We start from the raw sequence: 503 nt of genomic DNA, 5'->3' as shown, positions 1-503 counted from the left end.
GAGTGGGAAGGCAAAATCATCGAGCTGGCTGGCTACCTGGACAGCTACATCCCGGATCCGGTTCGTGCTATCGACCTGCCGTTCCTGCTGCCAATCGAAGACGTGTTCTCAATCTCAGGCCGCGGTACCGTTGTTACCGGTCGTGTTGAGCGCGGCATCGTTAAAGTCGGTGACGAAGTTGAAATCGTGGGCATCAAAGATACCGCGAAATCAACCTGTACCGGTGTTGAGATGTTCCGCAAGCTGCTGGACCAGGGTCAGGCGGGCGAGAACTGTGGTGTTCTGCTGCGCGGTATCAAGCGTGAAGACATCCAGCGTGGACAGGTTCTGGCGAAGCCGGGCTCAATCAAGCCACACACCAAGTTCGAGTCAGAAGTTTACGTTCTGTCTAAAGACGAAGGCGGCCGTCATACTCCGTTCTTCAAAGGCTACCGTCCACAGTTCTACTTCCGTACCACTGACGTGACCGGTTCAGTTGAGCTGCCAGAAGGCGTTGAGATGGT

Annotated in this window: 1 protein-coding gene; it reads left to right on the top strand. The window is 55.3% G+C overall.

The window, feature by feature from the left end:
• The coding region (locus FS690_RS18205; RefSeq protein ID WP_255471516.1) for an EF-Tu/IF-2/RF-3 family GTPase at positions 1-503 on the top strand (503 nt) is incomplete at both ends.

The sequence above is a fragment of the Pantoea sp. PSNIH1 genome, from assembly GCF_007680655.1.
In the GTDB taxonomy this organism is placed as follows: Bacteria; Pseudomonadota; Gammaproteobacteria; order Enterobacterales; family Enterobacteriaceae; genus Pantoea; species Pantoea eucrina.
Note: the sequence above shows the minus strand (reverse complement) of the source record. Positions and strands in the feature narration are given on the sequence as shown.